The 15,263-nt window shown below is 74.7% G+C and carries 15 protein-coding genes; 7 read left to right on the forward strand and 8 right to left on the reverse strand.

Features of this window, described 5'->3' with window-relative positions; translation table 11 throughout:
• Window positions 1-432 precede the first annotated feature (432 nt).
• Complete coding sequence (locus EST54_RS29905; RefSeq protein WP_129250836.1) at window positions 433-1,626, forward strand: serine hydrolase domain-containing protein; 1,194 nt, start codon at window positions 433-435, stop codon at window positions 1,624-1,626.
• 12 nt (window positions 1,627-1,638) lie between these two features.
• Here the strand turns inward: EST54_RS29905 and EST54_RS29910 are convergent, their stop codons facing one another.
• Window positions 1,639-2,190: a MarR family winged helix-turn-helix transcriptional regulator gene (locus EST54_RS29910; RefSeq protein WP_129250837.1), complete on the reverse strand. Its 552-nt coding sequence runs from the start codon at window positions 2,188-2,190 to the stop codon at window positions 1,639-1,641.
• A 173-nt stretch (window positions 2,191-2,363) separates the two neighbouring features.
• On the opposite strand from EST54_RS29910, the gene EST54_RS29915 reads away from it, so the two are divergent.
• Complete coding sequence (locus EST54_RS29915) at window positions 2,364-2,615, forward strand: hypothetical protein (protein ID WP_234371982.1); 252 nt, start codon at window positions 2,364-2,366, stop codon at window positions 2,613-2,615.
• A gap of 27 nt (window positions 2,616-2,642) precedes the next feature.
• On the opposite strand, the gene EST54_RS29920 is transcribed toward EST54_RS29915, so the two are convergent.
• Entirely contained in the window at window positions 2,643-3,959 is a 1,317-nt protein-coding gene (locus tag EST54_RS29920; RefSeq protein ID WP_174857546.1) for a hypothetical protein, read from the reverse strand.
• Window positions 3,960-4,257: 298 nt separating this feature from the next.
• On the opposite strand from EST54_RS29920, the gene EST54_RS29925 reads away from it, so the two are divergent.
• Together EST54_RS29925 and EST54_RS29930 are read left to right on the forward strand one after the other, a co-directional pair.
• Window positions 4,258-5,514, forward strand: a complete 1,257-nt coding sequence (locus EST54_RS29925; RefSeq protein WP_129250839.1) for a molybdopterin-dependent oxidoreductase — start codon at window positions 4,258-4,260, stop codon at window positions 5,512-5,514.
• Window positions 5,515-5,516: 2 nt separating this feature from the next.
• A complete protein-coding gene (locus tag EST54_RS29930) occupies window positions 5,517-6,083 on the forward strand; it encodes a hypothetical protein (protein ID WP_372448162.1) in 567 nt (188 codons plus the stop codon).
• Window positions 6,084-6,106: 23 nt separating this feature from the next.
• Here the strand turns inward: EST54_RS29930 and EST54_RS29935 are convergent, their stop codons facing one another.
• The 4 genes from EST54_RS29935 to EST54_RS29950 all read right to left on the reverse strand — a co-directional run bounded on the left by EST54_RS29935 (window position 6,107) and on the right by EST54_RS29950 (window position 9,896).
• The gene (locus tag EST54_RS29935) at window positions 6,107-6,775 is read right to left on the reverse strand and encodes a TIGR04282 family arsenosugar biosynthesis glycosyltransferase (protein WP_129250840.1); all 669 of its coding nucleotides are present in this window, start codon (window positions 6,773-6,775) and stop codon (window positions 6,107-6,109) included.
• Window positions 6,772-7,518 (reverse strand): glycosyltransferase family 2 protein, encoded by a 747-nt coding sequence (locus EST54_RS29940; protein ID WP_239012669.1) that lies wholly within the window; start codon window positions 7,516-7,518, stop codon window positions 6,772-6,774. Before EST54_RS29940 ends, EST54_RS29935 begins: the two co-directional genes overlap by 4 nt.
• A gap of 29 nt (window positions 7,519-7,547) precedes the next feature.
• Entirely contained in the window at window positions 7,548-8,657 is a 1,110-nt protein-coding gene (locus EST54_RS29945; protein WP_129250841.1) for an NAD-dependent epimerase/dehydratase family protein, read from the reverse strand.
• Between the two features lie 96 nt (window positions 8,658-8,753).
• Complete coding sequence (locus EST54_RS29950; protein WP_129250842.1) at window positions 8,754-9,896, reverse strand: YihY/virulence factor BrkB family protein; 1,143 nt, start codon at window positions 9,894-9,896, stop codon at window positions 8,754-8,756.
• An 18-nt stretch (window positions 9,897-9,914) separates the two neighbouring features.
• Here EST54_RS29950 and EST54_RS29955 point away from each other — a divergent pair, with 18 nt between their 5' ends.
• Window positions 9,915-11,570: an acyl-CoA dehydrogenase family protein gene (locus EST54_RS29955; RefSeq protein ID WP_129250843.1), complete on the forward strand. Its 1,656-nt coding sequence runs from the start codon at window positions 9,915-9,917 to the stop codon at window positions 11,568-11,570.
• Between the two features lie 90 nt (window positions 11,571-11,660).
• Here EST54_RS29955 and EST54_RS29960 read toward each other — a convergent pair whose 3' ends face one another.
• Window positions 11,661-12,119, reverse strand: coding sequence for an Lrp/AsnC family transcriptional regulator (locus tag EST54_RS29960; protein ID WP_129250844.1), 459 nt, complete (start codon window positions 12,117-12,119; stop codon window positions 11,661-11,663).
• Between the two features lie 142 nt (window positions 12,120-12,261).
• On the opposite strand from EST54_RS29960, the gene EST54_RS29965 reads away from it, so the two are divergent.
• A complete protein-coding gene (locus tag EST54_RS29965; protein ID WP_161989333.1) occupies window positions 12,262-13,236 on the forward strand; it encodes a DMT family transporter in 975 nt (324 codons plus the stop codon).
• Between the two features lie 82 nt (window positions 13,237-13,318).
• Here EST54_RS29965 and EST54_RS29970 read toward each other — a convergent pair whose 3' ends face one another.
• On the reverse strand, window positions 13,319-13,744 hold the full coding sequence (locus EST54_RS29970) for a hypothetical protein (protein WP_129250846.1): 426 nt from the start codon (window positions 13,742-13,744) through the stop codon (window positions 13,319-13,321).
• 269 nt (window positions 13,745-14,013) lie between these two features.
• Here EST54_RS29970 and EST54_RS29975 point away from each other — a divergent pair.
• Window positions 14,014-15,263: GAF domain-containing protein (locus tag EST54_RS29975; protein WP_129250847.1), on the forward strand; the 1,250-nt coding region annotated here is incomplete at its 3' end.

Here is a 15,263-nt window from a genome sequence, read left to right on the forward strand (position 1 = left end):
AGCCCCTCGGCGGAACGGTGCGCGGCGGGGTGGCAGACATGGCGTCCTCCGATGGGCGTGGACCTGCGGGTTCGGTGGGGTGGACCGCGCCCGGCGGGCCGATTCATCGGTCGGGGGGAAGATGACCCGACGCGCCTCCGGGCGGCACGGGCGACGCTACCGGCCCCCGCCCCCCAGGGGCCCTCCCCCGGCCGCCGTATGTCCTCGCGGCGGAGCGCGCGCCGAGGCCGCCGGCCTGGGGTTTCACCGGCCGCGGCGGTACGGCAGCACCCCTGCCCCGGCCGCCGCGGCGCCGCACCACGCCGATACTCCGCCGTCCGGCCTCACATGGTTGCCATGGGCATCGACCCGGGCGGATCATCCGATACGTACGCCGTACGCACATACGGAAGCACGGGATGACCGCACACGGACGACGCGAGGAGAGCCACCGTGGGACCAGCCACCGTCAACGGCCACTGCGCACCGGGGTTTGCGGGCGTACGGGAAGCCTTCGCACGGAACTTCAGCGAGCACGGCGATGTCGGCGCGGCGGTCGCGGTGACCGTGGACGGCGAGGCGGTGGTCGACCTGTGGGGCGGCCATGCGGACGCGGCCGGGGCCCGCGCCTGGGAGCGCGACACCCTCGTCAATGTCTACTCGACGTCCAAGGGAATGACCGCCCTGTGTGCCCATCTCCTCGTGGACCGGGGCGAGTTGGACCTCGACGCCCCGGTCGCCCGCTACTGGCCCGAGTTCGCTCAGGCCGGCAAGCAGGACCTCCCCGTGCGCTGGCTGCTCAGCCACCGCGCCGGGCTGATCGCCCCCCGTGAGCGGCTGTCCGCACGGGACGCCTACGACTGGGACCGGGTGTGCGCCGCCCTGGCGGCCACCGAGCCGTGGTGGGAGCCGGGCACCGCACAGGGCTATCACGCGGTGACCTTCGGATACCTCGTGGGCGAGGTCGTCCGGCGGATCACCGGGCAGTCCCTCGGCACCTTCCTGCGCAACGAGATCACCGGGCCGCTGGGCGCGCGGGTGTTCATCGGCACCCCCACCGAGGAGCACGCCCGCTGTGCCGACATGGTCGGGCAACTGGACGAGGCACGGCTCGCCCGGCAGCTCCCCGGCCTGCCGAAGCCGCCGTTCACGGCGCTGTCCGACCATCCGTATGCCGTCGTCGCGCTGGCGCTGACGTACGTCCCCACCGGCGATGTCAACAGCGCCGCCTACCGGTCCGCCGAGATCCCGGCGGGCAACGCGCACGCTTCCGCCCACGGGCTGGCGACCGTGTACGGCGCGCTGGTGGGCGGCGCGCTCGTGCGGCCCGCCACCCTGGAGGCGATGCGCCGGTCGCAGAGCCTGCCGGGCGAGCGTGACCTGACCATCGGCGCACTCGCCCCGGACGGCGACGAGCACCGCTGGGGGCTGGGCTACATGCTCAACCACCAGGGCCAGGCGGGGCCCAATCCGCGGGCGTTCGGACACGGCGGCGCGGGCGGCTCGTACGCCTTCGCGGACCCGGAGAACCGGCTGTCGTACGCGTACACCATGAACAAGTACGGCGGGGGCACCACAGGCCTCGATCCACGCAACGCCGGGCTGGTCCGGGCGGTGTACCAGGCCCTGGAGGACAGCCGGAGCTGACTGCCGGCCCGGCTACGGCGCGGCCGACTCCGGCGGCGGGGCCGGCCGCGGGGCCACCGGCGGCTCGCCGGCCGCGTCGGTCAGTGCCCGCAGCGAGCCGATGAGCCCGGCGCGTTCGCCGGCCGGCAGCCGGGACACGATCGCGGCGATCTCCGTGTGCCGGGCGGCGAGCACCTCCTCGACGAGCGCGCGGCCCGGCTCCGTCAGGCTCAGCACGACCTCACGGCGGTTGCCGGGGTTGGCCTGCCGGGTGACGCTGCCGGCCGCCTCCAGCCGGTCCACCATCCGCATCGCGGTGGACGGATTGACGCCCAGCGCACCGGCCAGCGAGGCGAGCTTGACCGGCCCCTGACTCTCCAGCACCACCAGGGCCCGCAGCTGGGGCAGGGTGAGGGAGGGTGCGGTCCGGCCGAGTGCCCGGGCGGAGATCCCCACCAGCAGCCGGGAGGCGGTCAGCACCGCGGCGATGACCTCCTCGACGTCGTGGTCGAGAGCGTCGTCGAGATCGCTGCCGGGCGCGGCCACCCCGGCCGGCCGCGGTGCGCCGTGCGCGTCGTGCCCCATGGCGCCTTTATACCCGGTGACGGCATCGTGCCTGGTCGCGGGCGCTGCCGGCAGCGATCCACGGCCCGTGGATCCGGCCCCCCGCGCACCGTCGCACAGCGCCATAATGGGAGGAGCGGCATGCATCCGGCCCCGGTGCGAGCGCGGCGGGCCCGGGAGAGGGCGTGATCACCATGGAACGGGACACCGAGACGGTTCACGAGGCATATTCCTTCGTCTGTCTGCACTGCGGGCACGGCTGGGAAGAGGAGTACGAGATCCGGCACACCACGGATCTGGCCGGCCACCGGCGCGCCGACTACTTCACCCGCGGCGTCCGCGTCGCCTCCCCGCTGACCCGCGCCGAGTGCCCGTCCTGCAATCGCGGACCGCTCCGCATCCTGCGCCCCGGCCGGGTGAACTCGACCCGCCCCTACCTGGCCTGAGCCCGCCCACCCCGAACTGACTCCCCGTCACCATCCGGTGTACAGAAGGTGGTTGAGGAGCAGGGCAAGGACGGCTTGGGCCGCCAGCCACTGGCGGTGCCGGGCCGTGGGCAGCAGGGCGCAGGCCGCCGGCAACCAGACGGCGAACGGCAGCCATATCCGTTCGGTCTCCGCCTTGCTCATCCCGGAGAGATCGGCGACCAGCACGGCGACCAGCACGCTCAGCACGAGGACGACCAGCCGGTCGGTGGGGTTGCGCGGCGGTCCGGCGGACGGCCGCGGCCCCCGCAGGGCGGTGGGGGCCGCCACGAGGGTGCGGCGCACCCCGGCCACCGTCGCCAGGCCGGTGATCAGCACGGTGCAGGCGAGGTTGCCCCACACCCAGTACGCGTACGGGCGGACGGCCGCGGCGCCCTGGTAGTAGCGCTCGACCAGCAGCTGATAGCCCTCCCACCAGGAGAATCCGGCGAGGGTGAAGGCGGCCGCGACGGCCCCGGCGCCGGCCGCCAGGAAGGGCAGCGGGCGCAGGGTCCGGGTGAGCCACAGCACCGCGCCGGCGATCAGCACGATCAGGGTGAGGCCGTAGGAGAGATAGCAGGTCAGGCCGAAGAGGATCCCGGAGGCCAGGGCGGCGGCAGGGTGGTGCGAGCGGCGGGTGGCGGCCAGGGCGAGCAGGGCCAGGGACCAGGCGGCGACCGCCGCGAAATAGCCGTCCGCCGAGGTGCCCACCCAGACGGCGGACGGGGCCAGGACCAGGAACGGGGCGGCCCGGCGGGCGGTCGGCTCGTCGGTGAGGGCGCGCAGCGCGACGAGGACCGCGGCCACGGCGGAGGTGCCGACGGTGAGGCACCAGACACCGGCCCAGCCACCGCCGCCCAGACCGATGCGGTCCAGGCCGACGAAGGTGAGCACGGCGGCCGGGGGGTGCCCGGCGACATGGGCGGGCCAGTGGTCCGGGCCGTTGTTGAGGATGTGGCGGGTGAAGTCGCGCACCGCCGCGCCGGCGTCGTCGAAGCGGCGGATGACGGTCAGGTACTCGTATGCGGTGGTGAGGCGCCGGGCGATGCCGGTCTGCCAGCCGTCGATCAGCGCCAGCGACCAGGTCCAGGCCAGGGCGGCGACCCAGCCCGCCAGGACGAGACGGCGCCAGGGCAGCCGGGCCGCGAGTGACGGACCATGGAGAATCACGGCGGCGCCGACCGCGAGCGCGGCGGGGGTGCCGGGGCCCAGGTGCGGGAACCACGAGGCGTACAGCGGGGGCCAGTTGACGTGCAGGCTGCCATGGTTCCGCTCGATGACCGTGCCCACGACGGCGGCAGCCGTGACGAGGAGCACGCCGGCCATGGCGGCACGCAGATCGGCTCGGTACGCGGCTGGTTCGTCGCTTGTCGCACGGGGAGTCACAGCAGCACGCTAGGGTCTGTCGTTTGGATCAGGCCGTCCGGCGGCCGGCGCGTCACCGTTCCGTCAGATTCTCCCGACGCCGTTCCGCCGTTCCGCCGATGTCAGAGTTTCGTCATGGGTCACAGCCCCTCGGCACACCGGTCGCGGCATAGCGTCGCCACCAGGTCCCGTCCGGCCCCGATCGCCGGGCAGTTCACGCGCGACGGACCGCCGTCGCACCGACCGCCGAGGACACATCATGGGTGACCGCCCCCCGCTCACTCCCCCGACCTCGCCGTCGTTCTGGCGCAGTCCGCTGCGCGGCCCGTGGCTGACCGCGGTGCTCGGCGCCGTGCTGCTGGCCGGGATCACGCTGCTGTCCGTGACCGGTCTGCTGTCGTACGCCGCGTACAACCCGGATCTGGCCGGCGGCGTCAACGACAAGACGCCCGGCAAGGGCCTGCTGGGCTTCTACCTCTTCAGCTGGCCGACCGGTCCGCACTGGCTCTACCGCCTCACCCAGGGACTGCACGTCACCCTGGGGATCACGCTGGTGCCCGTGCTGCTGGCGAAGCTGTGGTCGGTGATCCCCAAGCTGTTCACCCTGCCGCCGGCCCGGTCCGTCGGCCATGCGCTGGAGCGGATGTCGCTGCTGCTGCTGGTCGGCGGGGTGCTGTTCGAGTTCGTCACCGGGCTGCTCAACATCCAGCTGGAGTACGTCTTCCCGGGCTCCTTCTATCCGCTGCACTTCTACGGTGCGTGGGTGTTCATCGGCGCGTTCGCCGTGCATGTCGTGCTGCGTCTGCCGCGGGCCGTGCGGGCGCTGCGCGAGCGCCGCGACCCGCCGGCGGCGGCCGACGACACCGGGCTGGTGGCGGCCCTGCCGGACCGGCCGACGGTGACCCGGCGCGGTGCGCTGGGGCTGGTCGGGGCCGGTGCGCTGGTGCTGTTCGCGACGTCGGCGGGGCAGAGCATCGGCGGATGGTGGCGGCGTACCGCCCTGCTGGCGCCGCACGGCGGACGGGATCCGGGCAGCGGCCCGAACGCCTTCCAGATCAACAAGACCGCCGCGGCTCTCGGCGTCCGGGCCCGGGACACCGGCGACGACTGGCGGCTGACGGTCGAGGGCGGCGGGCGGCGGGTACGGCTCAGCCGCGCCGGGCTGCTGACGCTGCCGCAGCACGAGGCGGCGCTGCCGATCGCCTGTGTCGAGGGCTGGTCGACCGACGACCAGCAGTGGGGCGGGGTGCGGCTGCGGGACCTCGCCGCGCTGGTGGGGCTCGGTGCGCATGCGCCCGGAGTGCTGGTCGAATCGCTCCAGCCGCACGGCGCGTTCCGCCGGGCCGCGCTGCGCGACAACCAGGTGCGCGATCCGCGGTCGCTGCTCGCGCTGCGGGTGGGTGGTGCGGAGCTGTCCCTGGACCACGGTTATCCGGCGCGGATCATCGTCCCGGCGGCCCCCGGGGTGCTCAACACCAAGTGGGTCTCGCGACTGACGTTCGGGGAGGAGTGGTGAGGATGCGGGCGCGGCTCGTGGTGTGGCGTGCGCGGGCAGCCCGGACGGTGGGCGCGCTGCGCCGCCGGCTGCGGTACGGCGAGGGGCCGCTGCATCTGCTGCTGATGCTCGCCTCGTTCGCGCTCACCGGCTATGCGGGGCTGCGGCTGCTGGCCGGCGGCCAGTGGCCGCTGGTGCTCGTGTGGTTCGTCGGGGCGGCGCTGCTGCACGATCTGGTGCTGCTGCCGCTGTATGCGTCCGCCGACCGTGCGCTGGCCCGCCGCACGGCACAAGGGCCCCGGCACCATGCCCGGACCGGGTACGTCCGGGTCCCCGTCGCGGTGTCCGGGCTGCTGTTGCTGGTGTGGCTCCCGCTGATCGCGGGCTCATGGGACCCCGGTGCGGCGGCGCACTACGAGGCCGCGACGGGACTGCCCGGCGGGGTGTTCCTGGCTCGCTGGCTGCTGCTCACCGCCGGGCTGTGCGCGCTGTCCGCCCTGTGGCTGCTGTGCCGTACGCTTCCGCCGCGGCTGCGTGGGGCGGCCCGGCGGCGCAGGGAGACGAAGCAGCGTTCGGCGCCCGGCAGTTGATCCGCTGGGCGGTACGACGGTGCTCATCGTCCGGTGACCCCCGTCAGCCCGGCCAGGGTGGCGGCGAAGCGGCCGTCCGGTGCCGCGGCGGCGACCTGCTCGGCATCGGCCGCGGTGTCGACATCGCGCAGCGGCGGCAGGTCCCGTACCCGGAGTCCGGCGGCGGTCAGCCGGGCGCGCTGGGCGGCGCCGGTGCGGTCGGTGGACATCGGGACGCCGCGCAGCAACCGGGGGTCGGGGGCGGCCAGGCCGAGCGCCCAGAACCCGCCGTCGTCGGCCGCCCCGAACCAGGCGTCGCAGTCGTCCCAGGCACCGAAGTCCAGTGCCGGGGCGAGGAGTTGGGGGGTGACCTGCGGGGTGTCCATGCCGATGAGCAGGGTCGGGCCGGCGCTGGCGGCGAAGGCCGCGGCGAGCCGCTCGTCGAGACCGCCGGGGCTCTGCTGCCGGACGTCGAAGCCGGCCGGCAGCCAGTTCCCCGGGCGGCCGTCCAGGACGACCACCCGCCGCCGGGCGGGCATCGCACGGACGGCCTGAAGGGTGTCGTACAGCGCGGCCTCGGCCAACCAGGCGGCCTGGTGCGGGGTGTAGGGCGGGGTGAGCCGGGTCTTGACCCGCCCCGGCACCGGTTCCTTGGCGATGACCAGGACCGTCGTGGGCCCCGGCCGGACCGGCTGGTCCGCGGACCCGGTCATCGGGCCGTCTCCTCGGTACGGGGCATGAGCGGCGGCTGACTCAAGACGGCGCGCATGTCGCGCACCGCATGCCAGGTGCCGCGCCAGGTGCCGGTGACCTTCGAGCGGCCGGTGCGCGGCCGGTAGGGCACCTCGCGTTCCTCGACGCGCCAGCCGGCGTCGGCGGCCCGGACGACCATCTGCAGGGGGTAGCCACTACGGCGGTCGGTGAGGCCGAGGCCGAGCAGGTCGGTGCGCCGGGCTGCGCGCAGCGGGCCGAGGTCGTGCAGCCGCAGTCCGGTGCGCCGGCGCAGCATCCGGGCCAGGGCGAGGTTGCCGAGCCGGGCGTGCGGCGGCCAGGCGCCGCGCCCCTCGGGGCGGCGGCGGCCCAGCACCAGATCGCTGTCGCCGTCGCGGACGGCCCGGACGAACGGGGCGAGCAGCGCCGGGTCGAGGGAGGCGTCGCAGTCGCAGAAGCAGACGATGTCCGCGTCGGCGGCGAGCAGTCCGGCGTGGCAGGCGGCACCGAAGCCGCGGCGCGGCTCGTGCACCACGGTGGCGCCCAGGCCGCGGGCGATCTCGGCCGAGCCGTCGGTGGAGCCGTTGTCCACGACGATCGCCCGCCAGCCGGCCGGGATGCGGGCCAGCACCCAGGGCAGTGCGGCGGCCTCGTCGAGGCAGGGCAGGACGACATCCACCGAGCCGGGCCGGAGGCCTGGGGACGGGGACGAAGGGGAGGGCGCGGAGAAAGGGGAGGGGGCCATGCCGTCACCTGCACTTCAGAAGCGGAACATCAGGACATCGGGTTCGTGGGACACACGGACGACGTGGTCGCCGCGGGCCGTGCGGACGGAGCCGCCCGCATCCCTTCGCGGGCGAACTCCGCCATCCCCTCGGTGAATCCGGTCGCCGCCCGCCAGCCGAGGTCCGCGGCGATCCGCCGGGACGACGCGGTGATGTGCCGTACGTCGCCCAGCCGGTACTCCCCCGTCACCACGGGCGGCGGCCCGCCGCACGCCGCGGCCAGGGTCTGTGCCATCTCCCCGACGGTGTGCGGCACTCCGCTGCCGGTGTTGTACGCGGTCAGGGTCCCCGGCGCGCGGTCCGGCAGGGCCCACAGCGCCACCGCGTTGGCCGCCGCGACGTCCCGCACATGGACGAAGTCCCGCCGCTGGCCGCCGTCCTCATAGACCGTCGGCGACTGCCCGCGGGCCAGCGCCGAGCGGAAGAACGAGGCCACCCCCGCGTACGGGGTGTCGCGCGGCATCCCGGGCCCGTAGACGTTGTGATAGCGCAGCGAGACGGCCCGGCCGCCGGTCGCCCGCGCCCAGGAGGCGGCCAGGTGCTCCTGGGCGAGCTTGGTCGCCGCGTAGACGTTGCGCGGATCGGTGGGCGCGTCCTCGCCGACCAGCCCCGGCCGCAACTCCGCGCCGCACCGCGGGCAGCGCGGCTCGAACCGCCCCGCCGCCAGCTCGGCCTCCGCCCGCGGCCCGGGCCGCACCGCTCCGTGGCGGGTGCAGGTGTAACTCCCCTCCCCGTAGACCACCATCGACCCGGCGAGCACCAGCTGCCGCACACCGGCCGCGGCCATCGCGGCCAGCAGCACCGCCGTGCCCAGGTCGTTGCAGCCCACATAGTCGGGCGCATCCGCGAAGTCCTTGCCCAGGCCCACCATCGCGGCCTGGTGACAGACCGCCTGCACCCCGTCGAGGGCCGCGTCGACGGCCGCCCGGTCCCGTACGTCGGCGACGATCCGCCGCTCCCCGGGACGCGGGGGCGGGGGCTCGGGGTGCGCCGAGGGCAGCAGCGCATCGAGCACGACGGGCTCGTGCCCGCGCGCCAGGAGCGCCGCGACGACCTGCGATCCGATGAAGCCGGCGCCGCCGGTGACCAGTACACGCATGCCGGCAACGCTAAGCGGGAGAGGGCGCTGGGACCCGCGCACGGAGCGCCGTGTCATGGGTCCGTAAGATCCGCGGCCCGGCCCCGCCCGGTCGGCTCAGTCGTCGCTGCCCTGCTCCCCGCCGGTGTCGGGCCGCTCGCCGCCGGCTTCGCCGCGGCCGTCGCCCCGGCCCCGCTCCCCGTCGTCCCCCTTGCCCTTGGGCTCTGCCGTGCCCTTGCGCTCTGCCTTGGCTGTGGGCTCCTCCGGTTCCGCCGCCTCACCCGCGGGCTTCGCCGCCGCCCTGGCTTCCAGTCGGCGGGCGGCCTCCTCGCGGGCCGCGGCCGTGGCGACCGAGGGCCACACGCGGTCGAGTGAGGCGTTCATCGCGGCCCCGACCAGCACCGCGAAGGCGGACACCCCGATCCACAGCAGGACCGCGACCGGTGCGGCCAACGAGCCGTAGATCGTGGGGCCCTCGACCGTCGAGGTGAGGTAGAGGCGGAGCAGGAAGCTGCCGAGCACCCACATGCCGAGGGCGACCACCGCGCCGGGAATGTCCTCGGGCCAGGGCGAACGGACCGGTACGGACGCGTGGTAGAGCGTGGTCAGAAAGGACACCGAGAGGATCAGGACGACCGGCCAGTACAGCGCCCGGATGATGTGTTCGCTGGCCGGCAACCAGCTCACGACGGCATCCGGCCCGGCGACCATCAACGGCAGTGTGACGGCGCCGACGACGAGCGCGGCAAGGTACAGCGCGAACGACAGCAGCCGGGTCCGCACGATGCCGCGCCGGCCGTCGAGGCCGTACATGATGGTGATGGTGTCGACAAAGACGTTCATCGCCCGGGAGCCGGACCACAGGGCGATGGCGAAGCCGAGGGAGATGACGTCCGGGCGGCGGCCGGTGAACACATCGTGCAGCAGCGGCTTGGCGATCTCGTTCACGCCCCGGCCGGACAGCACGGTGCCGGCGCCGGAGAGGATCTGCTGCCGGACGCTGTGGAGGGTGTCGTGCCCGATCCACGCCTGGGTGTAGCCGAGCACACCGAGGAGCCCGAGGATCAGCGGGGGCAGCGACAGCAGACTCCAGAACGCGGCCTCGGCGGCCAGACCGGTGACCCGGTACGTCATGCAGGAGTGGACGGTGTCCTTGAGCAGAAGCCAGGCCAGCCGGCGCTTGGAGACATTGCGGTAGAGGGCACGGGCCTTGATCAGGCGCCCCGCGGGCCGCTCGGTTGGTTCGTTTGCCGGCTGCACCTCCTTACCGTATCGGGCATGGCAGCCACCACTCACACCGTCACGAACCAGCCCCCGCCGCTGGTCGGATACAACGTCTTCGGGAGCGACCCGGTCCTCACCGAAGGCATCACCCGGCACGTCGCCGAGGCCCGGCTCGACGAGGTACGCGAGGAGCTGAACACCCTGGGCCTGGCGGCCGGCTCCGCGCACGCCCGGCAGTGGGGCGAGCAGGCCAATGACTGTCCGCCGGTCCTGCACACCCATGACCGCTACGGCCACCGCATCGACGAGGTCGAGTTCCACCCGGCCTGGCACCGGCTGCTCGGTCACGCCGTCACGGCCGGGCTGACCGGCGCCTGGTCCCGGCCCGACGGCCATGTCCGGCGCACCGCCGGCTTCCTCGTGTGGACCCAGGCCGAGGCGGGGCACGGCTGCCCGCTGTCGATGACCCATGCGGCGGTGCCCACGCTGCGCGCCGAGCCGGAACTGGCGGCCGAGTGGGAGCCGCTGCTGACCTCGCCGGTGTACGACCGGGAGCTGCGGCCGGTCGCCGAGAAGGGCGGTGCGCTGGCCGGGATGGCCATGACGGAGAAGCAGGGCGGCAGCGACGTACGGACCAACACCACCCGCGCCGAGCCACTGGCCGCACCCGGCGAGTACGTCCTGACCGGGCACAAGTGGTTCTGTTCGGCGCCGATGTCGGACGCCTTCCTGGTGCTGGCCCAGGCGCCGGGAGGGCTCACCTGCTTTCTGCTGCCCCGGGTGCTGCCGGACGGCAGCCGTAACGCGTTTCGCATCCAGCGGCTCAAGGACAAGCTCGGCAACCGCTCGAACGCCTCGGCGGAGGTGGAGTTCGACGGGCAGACCTGGGCCCGCCGGGTCGGCGAGGAGGGGCGCGGGGTGGCCACCATCATCGAGATGGTCGCGGCCACCCGGCTGGACTGTGTCACCGCGTCGGCGGCGGTGATGCGGCAGGCGGTGGCACAGGCGGCGCACCACACCGCCTACCGGGAGGCGTTCGGCGGGCGGCTGAGCGACAAGCCGCTGATGCGCAATGTGCTGGCCGATCTGGCGCTGGAGTCGGAGGCGGCGTCCACCCTCGCGCTGCGGCTGGCGGCGGCGTACGACGGCGACACCGAGCAGGACCGGCACTTTCTGCGGCTGGCGGTGCCGGCGGCGAAGTACTGGGTGACCAAGCGCTGCACGCCGGTGGTGGCCGAGGCGCTGGAGTGCCTGGGCGGCAACGGCTATGTGGAGGAGTCGGGGCTGCCGCGGCTGCTGCGCGAGGCGCCGCTCAACTCGATCTGGGAGGGCGCCGGCAACGTCCAGGCGCTGGACGTGCTGCGGGCCCTGCGGCGCGAACCCGACGCGCTGAACGCCTTCCTGACCGAGATCGGGACGGCGCGGGGCGCGGACCACCGGCTGGACCGGGCGATCAGGGCGATGCTCACCGAACTCGCCGACCTGGACGGCATCGAGGCCCGGGCCCGGCGGCTGGTGGAGCGGATGGCGACGGTGCTCCAGGGGTCGCTGCTGGTGCGCCACGCGCCGCCCGAGGTCGCGGACGCGTTCTGCGCCTCCCGGCTCGGCGGCGACGCGGGGGCGGCGTTCGGGACGCTGCCGCACACGCTGGATCTCGCGGCGGTGGCGGAGCGGGCCCGGCCGGAGATCGACGACTGCCCGCCGCACTGACTCGGCGGGACGGAGAAGGGGGCGGCTCGGCGTCGCGGCGGGCCGGACCGGTCGGCGCCGGTCCGCCGCCGAACCGCCACGGTGTCTGCGTCAGCCGGCCGCGGTGGGCGGCGGGATGGGGGCCCATGCCTTGGGCGAGGAGAGGACGAAGGAGGTCGCCGGCTTGCCGAGCTCGTTGAGCTGGTCGATGAGCGGTTCGAGCGCGCCGATCTCGCTCGCGACCACGCGCAGGATGTGGTCGTCGGTGCCGGTGACACGGTGGTCTTCGAGGATGTGCGGCGCGGCCTGCGCGAGGTGGGCGGTCTGGTGGGACTGGCGGATGCCCGCGGTGGACAGCACCACGAACGCGTGGACGGGCCAGCCGGCCTTGGCCGGGTCGACCCGCGCGCTGTAGCCGGTGATCACCTGGAGGCTCTCCAGGCGCCGTACCCGGGCGGCCACCGCCGGGGGGCTGAGCCCCACCCGCCGGGCCAGTTCGCGGAAGCCGAGTCGGGCGTCCTGCTGCAGCAGTTCGAGCAGCTGCCAGTCGGTGGAGTCAAGGGTCGCCATGCCGTGATCACACACCGGGACTTGACAAACGGCAAGTGGAAGGGCGGCTCAGCGGCACAGTGTGCATTCCAGCGGGCCGATGCCCGTACGTACGGTCGGCACCTGCCCGATCCGGGCATGTTCTTCGACCCGTGGAGTGCCGATGAGCCGCCGTGGCCTGCTGCTGTTTTTGACCGTGTCCGTGCTCTGGGGAGTGCCCTACCTGCTGATCAGCGTGGCCTTGGAGGGGCTGGGGCCGGTGAGCGTGGCGGCCGGGCGGGTCACTCTGGGGGCCCTGGTCCTCCTGCCGGTGGCGTGGCGGCGCGGCCTGCCGCGGCTGCTGCGCGAGCGATGGCGGGCACTGCTGCTGCTCGCCGCGGTGGAGGTCGCCGCGCCGCTGACGCTCATCGCGGTGGGTGAGCGCACGGTGTCCTCCGGGCTCGCCGGGGTGCTGATCGCCACGGAACCGCTGTTCATCCTGGCGCTGGGCCTGTTCCGGGGGAAGCGCCGGCGGCCGCCGCGCGGGGCGTGGGCGGGTGCGGCGCTCGGCTTCCTCGGCGTCGTCGTCCTGCTCGGGGTGGCGGGCACGGGCACGGGTGCCGTCCTGGTGTGGGCGGCCGCGGCCTGCTACGCGGTGGGCGCGGTGCTGATGCACCGGCTCTTCCCGGACGTGCCGCCCCTGACCGTCGCCGCGGGCATGCTGGTGCCGGCCGCCGGTCCGCTGCTGGCGGTGGCCGCGGTCACGGAACCGGCTCCGCAGCTCACGGCCCGGGTCCTGCTCGCGGTCATCGGCCTGGGCACCGCCTGCACCGCGGGCGGCTTCACCGCGTTCTTCGCCCTGATCGGCGCCGAGGGCCCGGCACGTGCCGCGTTCATCACCTACGTCGCGCCGGTTGTCGCGGTCACCGCGGGCGTGCTCCTGCTCTCCGAACCGGTCACCGCCCGCACGGTCGTCGGCACCGTCCTGGTCCTGGCCGGAGCCGCACTGGCCGCCCGCCGGCCTTCAGCGGCACCCCTGCCCGACGCACCCGACGTGCCGGCCCTCTCGGACAAGCGGCCAGGGAAGGAGCAGGACGCCGGGCGTCGTCTCGTCGAGGGCTCTCGTGATGCCGCCGAAGCCGACGTCCAGCCCCTTTGACGGGTAGCCGGGTCCCCCCAGGCCGGCCACCTCCGCGGTGGTCGGGGAGCGGTGCCGCGCCGACTCGGCACCGCTCCCGGTCTCAGGGGCCGCCGTCCGGCCCTTCCGGCGGGTCCTCGGTGCGGCCGCGCAGCACCGCGTCGACCGCCACGATGAGGTCACCGTCCGGTGCGTCCGGCGGGAAGGCGGCCAGCATCCCGCGCGCCTCGTAGTAGCGCAGCACGCGACGGGCCTCGTCCGCGCCGGTCCACTCCTCGCCGTGCAGCAGCACGACGAGGTCGGCGAAGGCCAGCGCGGGGCGCAGACCGCCGATGCCACGCTCCGCGTCGAGGAGTTGTGGGGCGCTGTCGATGACATAGCCGCCGGCGGGCAGCGGCTGACGCCTGAGCAGGAGATCGGCGGCGGGCAGCCGGGGGATCCCGTAGTGGCCGGCCAGCCGGGCGGCGCGCGCGAGGCGCACCCCGTCGTCCGCTCCGATCACCACGAGACGCGGGGCGGCGGACACCATGGTGAGCCCCCTCCCGCACCGTGCCGACGTCGCGCGGCGGCCGATGGCGTCCCCGGCGACAACCGGCGGGGTCTCCGACGGGTGACCGGCGAGCCCGCGGTGGCGAGGCGCCATCGGCCGCCGGCACCAGAGTCCCCCACTCACCTCAGGGGCCACAACGGTTGCAATGCGTTGCAGTGCGTTGCGACGGACCGGAACAATGGCCGTTCCAGACGGCCTGATGACGGCTCGCTGGGCACCGCCCACCGGAGTGCACAACGGAGAGCAGCGTGAGCGAGAGACCGATCGACAGCGCCCTCTGGTCGGACCGCGACGTCCGCGCCACCACCCGCCGCCTCGCCACGGTCCACGAGGCCACGCTCGCGGGCGAGACGACGGGCGGCGCTCCGCTCGCCGCACCCCGCGCGGTGATCGGCGAATCCTGGCGCCGGGCGCGGGTCTCGGGGGTGGACCCCGACCGGGATTCGCCGCAACGCCTGCTGTCCGTCGCGGAGTTGGAGCACCGTCGGCAGGTCTCCCAGCTGGCGGCGGTGCTTCCGGTGCTCCACGAGGGGCTGCTGCCGGCCGCCGACGCCGCGCAGCAGATCATGGTCGTCACCGACGCCGAGGGCCGGGTGCTGTGGCGGGACGGCAGCGCGCCGGTCCGCCGGATGGCCGACCGGCTCGGCTTCGACAAGGGCGCCGACTGGAGGGAGGGCGTCGTCGGCACCAATGCCATCGGCACCGCGCTGGTGGCCCGCCGGCCGGTGCTGGTGCACTCCGCGGAGCACTTCGTGCGCAGTCATCACCAGTGGACGTGCGCCGCGGCGCCGCTCCACGACCCGCGCGACGGGCGGCTGCTGGGCACGGTGGACCTCAGCGGTCCGGCGCCCTCCTTCCACCCCACGACGCTCTCCCTGGTGTCCGCGGTCGCCCGGCTCGCGGAGGGCGAGCTGCGCGGCCGCCACCAGCTGTCCCTGGAGCGGCTGCGGTCGAGCGCGGCGCCGGTGCTGGCGCGGCTCGGCGGGCGGGCGCTGGCCGTCGACCCGAACGGCTGGGTCGTGGGGGTCACCGGCCTGACGCCGCCGGACCGGGTGGCGCTGCCCAAGGCGCCCCAGGCCGGGCCGCTGTGGCTGCCGCGGTACGGCAGCTGCGCGCTGGAGCCGCTGCCGGGCGGCTGGCTGATCCGGGTCGGGGGCCGGGAGCCGGAGCTCACACCGAGCCGGGTGGTGCTGGACGTCAGCGGCCGGGACGGTCCGACGATCACCGTGAGCGGCCCGGCCGGCAGCTGGGCGCACGAGTTGACGCCGCGCCATGCCGAGCTGCTGTTCGTCCTCGCCGCGCATCCGCAGGGGCGCAGCGCCGCCGAACTCGCCCGGGACCTGTTCGGCGACGAGAGCCGTACGGTCACGGTGCGGGCCGAACTGTCCCGCCTGCGCCGCCATCTCGCGAGCGTGCTGGCCCACCGGCCGTACCGCTTCGCGGACGGGGTGGAGGTGGAGCTCCACCTCCACCCCGTCCGCGAAGCGGTACGGCCGGT

This window comes from Streptomyces sioyaensis, assembly GCF_004122735.1.
Lineage (GTDB): Bacteria > Actinomycetota > Actinomycetes > Streptomycetales > Streptomycetaceae > Streptomyces > Streptomyces sioyaensis.

What these genes read in the sequence shown, in the direction of transcription:
- EST54_RS29915 (WP_234371982.1), top strand. Translation starts at nt 2,364, where the DNA reads ATGGAACGGGACACCGAGACGGTTCACGAGGCATATTCCTTCGTCTGT.
- EST54_RS29940 (WP_239012669.1), bottom strand. Translation starts at nt 7,518, where the DNA reads ATGGCCCCCTCCCCTTTCTCCGCGCCCTCCCCTTCGTCCCCGTCCCCA.
- EST54_RS29970 (WP_129250846.1), bottom strand. Translation starts at nt 13,744, where the DNA reads ATGGTGTCCGCCGCCCCGCGTCTCGTGGTGATCGGAGCGGACGACGGG.
- EST54_RS29945 (WP_129250841.1), bottom strand. Translation starts at nt 8,657, where the DNA reads ATGCGTGTACTGGTCACCGGCGGCGCCGGCTTCATCGGATCGCAGGTC.
- EST54_RS29955 (WP_129250843.1), top strand. Translation starts at nt 9,915, where the DNA reads ATGGCAGCCACCACTCACACCGTCACGAACCAGCCCCCGCCGCTGGTC.
- EST54_RS29935 (WP_129250840.1), bottom strand. Translation starts at nt 6,775, where the DNA reads ATGACCGGGTCCGCGGACCAGCCGGTCCGGCCGGGGCCCACGACGGTC.
- EST54_RS29930 (WP_372448162.1), top strand. Translation starts at nt 5,517, where the DNA reads ATGCGGGCGCGGCTCGTGGTGTGGCGTGCGCGGGCAGCCCGGACGGTG.
- EST54_RS29910 (WP_129250837.1), bottom strand. Translation starts at nt 2,190, where the DNA reads ATGGGGCACGACGCGCACGGCGCACCGCGGCCGGCCGGGGTGGCCGCG.
- EST54_RS29965 (WP_161989333.1), top strand. Translation starts at nt 12,262, where the DNA reads ATGAGCCGCCGTGGCCTGCTGCTGTTTTTGACCGTGTCCGTGCTCTGG.
- EST54_RS29925 (WP_129250839.1), top strand. Translation starts at nt 4,258, where the DNA reads ATGGGTGACCGCCCCCCGCTCACTCCCCCGACCTCGCCGTCGTTCTGG.
- EST54_RS29960 (WP_129250844.1), bottom strand. Translation starts at nt 12,119, where the DNA reads ATGGCGACCCTTGACTCCACCGACTGGCAGCTGCTCGAACTGCTGCAG.
- EST54_RS29920 (WP_174857546.1), bottom strand. Translation starts at nt 3,959, where the DNA reads ATGGCCGGCGTGCTCCTCGTCACGGCTGCCGCCGTCGTGGGCACGGTC.